General features: G+C 39.7%; 7 protein-coding genes and 1 pseudogene. 4 read left to right on the forward strand and 4 right to left on the reverse strand.

Features of this window, described 5'->3' with window-relative positions; genetic code table 11:
• Positions 1 to 86: 86 nt before the first annotated feature.
• The gene (locus HF974_03375) at positions 87 to 242 is read left to right on the forward strand and encodes a hypothetical protein (protein ID MBC2697380.1); all 156 of its coding nucleotides are present in this window, start codon (positions 87 to 89) and stop codon (positions 240 to 242) included.
• A 228-nt stretch (positions 243 to 470) separates the two neighbouring features.
• On the opposite strand, the gene HF974_03380 is transcribed toward HF974_03375, so the two are convergent.
• Together HF974_03380 and HF974_03385 are read right to left on the reverse strand one after the other, a co-directional pair.
• Entirely contained in the window at positions 471 to 1,313 is an 843-nt protein-coding gene (locus tag HF974_03380; protein ID MBC2697381.1) for a hypothetical protein, read from the reverse strand.
• 49 nt (positions 1,314 to 1,362) lie between these two features.
• A complete protein-coding gene (locus tag HF974_03385; protein ID MBC2697382.1) occupies positions 1,363 to 2,754 on the reverse strand; it encodes an ATP-binding protein in 1,392 nt (463 codons plus the stop codon).
• A gap of 453 nt (positions 2,755 to 3,207) precedes the next feature.
• Between HF974_03385 and HF974_03390 the strand changes: the two genes are divergently transcribed.
• Positions 3,208 to 3,420, forward strand: coding sequence for a hypothetical protein (locus HF974_03390; GenBank protein ID MBC2697383.1), 213 nt, complete (start codon positions 3,208 to 3,210; stop codon positions 3,418 to 3,420).
• A gap of 43 nt (positions 3,421 to 3,463) precedes the next feature.
• Positions 3,464 to 3,841: a type II toxin-antitoxin system VapC family toxin gene (locus HF974_03395; protein MBC2697384.1), complete on the forward strand. Its 378-nt coding sequence runs from the start codon at positions 3,464 to 3,466 to the stop codon at positions 3,839 to 3,841.
• Here the strand turns inward: HF974_03395 and HF974_03400 are convergent.
• Together HF974_03400 and HF974_03405 are read right to left on the reverse strand one after the other, a co-directional pair.
• Positions 3,836 to 4,045 carry a hypothetical protein gene (locus tag HF974_03400; GenBank protein ID MBC2697385.1) on the reverse strand — a complete coding sequence of 70 codons (210 nt, stop codon included), beginning with the start codon at positions 4,043 to 4,045 and terminating at the stop codon, positions 3,836 to 3,838. The two genes, HF974_03395 and HF974_03400, sit on opposite strands and share 6 nt — an antisense overlap.
• 242 nt (positions 4,046 to 4,287) lie before the next feature.
• Positions 4,288 to 4,509: pseudogene (locus HF974_03405) on the reverse strand (orotidine-5'-phosphate decarboxylase).
• Positions 4,510 to 4,538: 29 nt separating this feature from the next.
• On the opposite strand from HF974_03405, the gene HF974_03410 reads away from it, so the two are divergent.
• Entirely contained in the window at positions 4,539 to 4,736 is a 198-nt protein-coding gene (locus HF974_03410; GenBank protein MBC2697386.1) for a hypothetical protein, read from the forward strand.
• Positions 4,737 to 4,793 lie beyond the last annotated feature (57 nt).

A 4,793-nucleotide genomic window follows, 5' to 3' on the forward strand; every position in this document is an offset into this window, starting at 1 on the left:
ATAGTTAGGCCATACATTGTTTTAGGCGGCAACATGTCCAATGGCTAACGGTTTTCAATGAAAATTAGAGGTCAATTTGCTTTTCTTTGAAAGTCAAGTTTGAGTTGTCAAACAGGAATATGTCCAGCAAGCTGTGGCTCAGGAGACCTGCCAGTAGCGGCCTGAAGGATATGGGATATACCAGACCTGTGACACCTGCCAGTGCCGTCAGCACCAGCGGGGCATGTATCTCACTTCGGTGAGTTGTGAGGAGGTCCAGGTCAGGGAAAAGGCTTGCAGCGATTGCTATTGTTATGATAATGTTGCGGTGCTTTTCCCACTTCTGCGGGTGGTTTATATATTAACCAGTCTAGTAATTGTGAGACCGAAAATAATGTGTAATATCCAGTCCATAATGAGTATAGTATATTATAATTTATTTATAAAACATTGTTCATATTATAATCTGTATATAATATTATGCTTATAGCTCATTCCGTGGATCTTAGCAGTATAATATTCCCCCGCCCCTTTTTGACCCTGTGTACCAGTCCCCTGTCCTCAAGGTCGGTTATCATCAGGCTCACCTTTGCCTCAGAACAATTCAACCTGCCCCTCAGGTCTATCTGGGTCATCCTGCCTCCCAACTTCTCCAGTATATCGATAATCTCTTTCAGGTCATCGGGAAGCTTATCAATATCGGGTGCAGGTCCCCGGTCATTGGGATAATCATTTTCAATATGAACTCCAGGTACGGGTTCTGCCGATTCTGCTGATTTTTTCGGTTCTATCGATTTTATCGATTCTCCCGGTTCTATTGGTTCTGCTGGCTCAGACTCATCTTCCAGTCCATCACTCCTTTTGTAATGATAATATGCAGCAGCAATCATTATCATCAATATTAATAACGCGACAGCAGTATAGGTCCAGTCAAATCCGGGCAGGATATTATCTTCAACATCATAGGTGACATTGCCAATATCTTCATCAGGGAGTTCTTCTAACTCCTCATACAAAGGGAACATCAGGATATCGAACACATAGTTCCCTTCGTGGTCAGTCACTGTCAGTGTATCTTCACCATAATACACCAGGGTATCGTTTTGATAGTAACTGGTTTTAATAAGGTAATCCCCTGGCTCCAGGTTAAAGGAATATACACCCGAAGCCGCTACCCTGAACTGGGTGGGTGTGGAGTTAACTTCGACCAGGGCATTATCCAGAGGCTCGAAGGTAGACCACTCATACACGGTACCGTGAATGGTGATGGCACTGACTGTTTGCGGAATAAGTATTATTACGATGGCTATTAGCAGGAGGCGTAGATTAAACATTTGTGAAAACAATTTGAATGACCAGTATAAAAATATAGGGTTTTTCCAGTTATATCCTTGCTTCAATATTTTCCGATGACAAGAGAATAAAATTATTCTGTTTGGCGAATATCTTTGCCTCTTTGGTAAAACCTGATTTGGAAGCAGCCATATAATATTCTTTTCTCAGGTCGTTGTTCCAGTTTACATGTTTTGCTTTATCCATTAATTCCGTTAAGATATTAACATTTGTTTTTCTGTTTTGCCATTTACATTCACAAAAGAGGATTTCATTCGTATTTTCATTTATTGCCACAATATCGATCTCGATATCCTTGTGCCACCATTTTCCAATCCTTGAATAATTGAAAATGTCAAAATGTAAAATGAGTTCCATTACAATACGCTCAAATTTGTTCCCGAGATACATCGGAAATTCGCTTTGTATTGTGTTAACAACTGAACCGGAATTCCCCCTTTCCAATTCTGTTAGATTGGTATAAACAAACCTGAACCAAAAATCAAAGAAATTATCATTGATGGAATACCTGGCACCAATTGCTTTTAATTTTCGCTTGAAATTCAACGTGGGGGGTTGATTTTTTTCAATTATACCTATTTTTTCAAGTATGGAAAGGTATTTTGACAGAAGACTTTTATCCAGCCCTGTCTTGTTGTATATCTCATTAAAACGTGTCAGCCCGCCTGCAACTGCGGACAGTATGGACATATAATTGGAAGGGTCCCTGAATTCTTCCCGCAGCAGTATCTCAACTTCTTCATACAAAAACTCGCCTTTTGCAAGGATCTTTGTTTCTATATTCTTCCATACCGGCAGGTTACAGTCAAACTTGACGACATATCCTGGTATGGTATCTATGACAGAATAAAGGGTTAAGAGGTCTTCGAAGGTGTACTTTGGGAATAATTCTTTCAGATGAACTACATCGAGGCGGTCTACCATCCACTGTCCGGTCCGTTTTCCATAAATAGGGCTTTTATAATCCAGTGTATATTTTTCCATCATGCTGATGGAAGAGCCGCATAGTACAAGCATTAATTTGGTGTTTATCAATCTGGAATCCCAATTATCCTGGAGCACTGAAAGGATCTCAGGGAATTTATCCACTATGAACGGGAATTCGTCAAAGACCAGAACGACTCTATCATTGCTGTTCTCGGTCATGTAAATATAAAAATCATCCCAGTTTGATAGCGGTGACCGTGCAAGTGTGATGTCGTTGAAGAATTCCATTACCATTAAATTTAACCTTCGCAGGGTATCTTCTTTTGATTCTGCCCTGCCAAGAAAAAAAAGAACAGGTTTTTCTTTGGAGAATTCATTTAAAAGTTCGGTTTTCCCGATTCTCCGCCGGCCGTATATGATGATAAGTTCGGCTTCTTTTGAGTTGTACTTTCTTTGCAAGAACTCCAATTCGCGAGTTCTGTTTATGAATTTCATTACGATTATATACTTATAATTCAACAAATTTAAGTTTATCGGATAAAATAATGGCTGCAACCTTCTGTTATTAGATATGGGTGCCAGGGCCGGAGGATGACTTATTTGTCATCCCGTAGTTTCATGTGTCTCAGTACTCATAGGGTTCTTCATCAGTTCAGTAAAGACTTTTTCATTATTGACACATGCTCTTAAAGAACATTTACAATAAAGATAATATCTCATCCGCCATTTGCTTTGCGCCTGGTGCCCGTCCCGCTCTGCTCCACTCGCCTTGTGGTGTGGGGGCTAGTAGGCGCTTTTTGGCAATTATTATGCACATATATAGCTATTAAAATATAAAATAACATTATTTGAACAAAAATGTTTACATAATTTGAGTTGGAACATCTTTATAACATTTCGTGTTAATAGAATTATCAAAGTTAATTTAAATCAAACCAGGTGATTCTATTGGAAAGTATCGGAGCAATCAAAAAGCATTTGGATTATATGTCCCATGAAATTGTTGAAATAAAAAAAATAATAGTTGGCCTGGAGTCAGATAAACAAAAATCCAATATGGCATGGGATGATTTAATGAGTGTATCAGACCAAATCTCGGAGAAATGGACTGAAGTTTCAGCTACAGATGAAATAAAATCACAAAGAGAAAAAACATGGTGAATCAGTGAACATTTGTATAGATAGTTCCGTGATTGTAGCAGCCTTGAGAAAGCAAGAAGTCCATCATGAAGCTGCAAAAAATTTGCTGGAAAAAGTAAAAGATGGAAATCATATTGCCATAGAACCTTATATTGTTTTAATTGAAGTTGTTGCTGCTATAAAACGAAGAACAGGTTCTACAGAACTTGCTAAAAGAGTGAAAAATGATTTTTTGGCCATAGATACCATAAATTTTACAGACCTTGAATCAATCAGGGCGAGTGATGCATCTGAGATTGCAATGAATCTTGGAGTAAGGGGAATGGATGCTATTGTAATACAAACAGCTAAAGAGTTTAATGTCCCCCTCATTACATTGGATAAGGAAATGATCGAGAAAGCTAAATCATTAGTCGATATCCGCACTGTAGATGATTTATGACTTATTTACTTTTAATAAAGCATACATTCTTCGGCTTTCCCGCCGCCCCCCACTCTCGCCTTCACTCTGCCTGGGTGCCCGTCCCGTTCTGCTCCCACTCGCTCCTGTGGTCTGGGGGCTGGCAGGCACTTTTATAGTACCCTGTGGAGACATGGGAGTCAATGCCCGGACCTCATTATCTACCGTGGGAGGCTGGGGATTCATGTTCGGCTGGTTGTTGGCGGAGAAAGTAGTATCATATCTATTAAAATATAATTTTTATTAAAAACTTCATCGCAAAGAATGCAAAGTGATAAGAGTGGAAGCCTATCTGTCAAGTGGCAGTTTAGCAAAATATTAACAATGGGTAGTAATAGCCAACCCAAGATTAGGAATTATATGTGTCTCAGTACTCATAGGGTTCTTCATCAGTTCAGTAAAGGCTTATTCATCATTGACACATGCTTTTACAATACAGATAATATTTCATCCGCTATCTGCTTTGCGCCCGCCGCCGGGTCGTCTGACTGGTAGATACTCCGTCCCACAATCACATAATCAGCCCCGGCCCGGATAGTATCGCTGGCACTGCCGCCCTGTGCACCCACACCTGGCGAGATGATAGTCAGGCCAACTGTTATCTTTCTTATCAACTGCTTACGCTCCGGCCTGGCGGCTGTTCACAAAATTTATCTAACATGAACTTAGATTTATATATATGAGTTCATCTATCGAAAATAACAGTGTAAAACTGGATGAGGTTTTAAGAAGACTTGAACACGTGGAGACTTTACTCCTTATGGGTGAAGTGTTCCCCGATGAAACAGAGATAGCAGTAATAAAAGACTTTCTTATACGGGATGGGCGTGGGGAAACCGAATTTATTACACTTGAGGAAATTGATAATGAACTATGATGTTCTTATTGAAAGGAACGTCCTCAAAGAAATTAAAAAATTTCCTGCGCATGACGT

The sequence above is a fragment of the ANME-2 cluster archaeon genome (assembly GCA_014237145.1).
Classification (GTDB): Archaea; Halobacteriota; Methanosarcinia; order Methanosarcinales; family Methanocomedenaceae; genus Methanocomedens_A.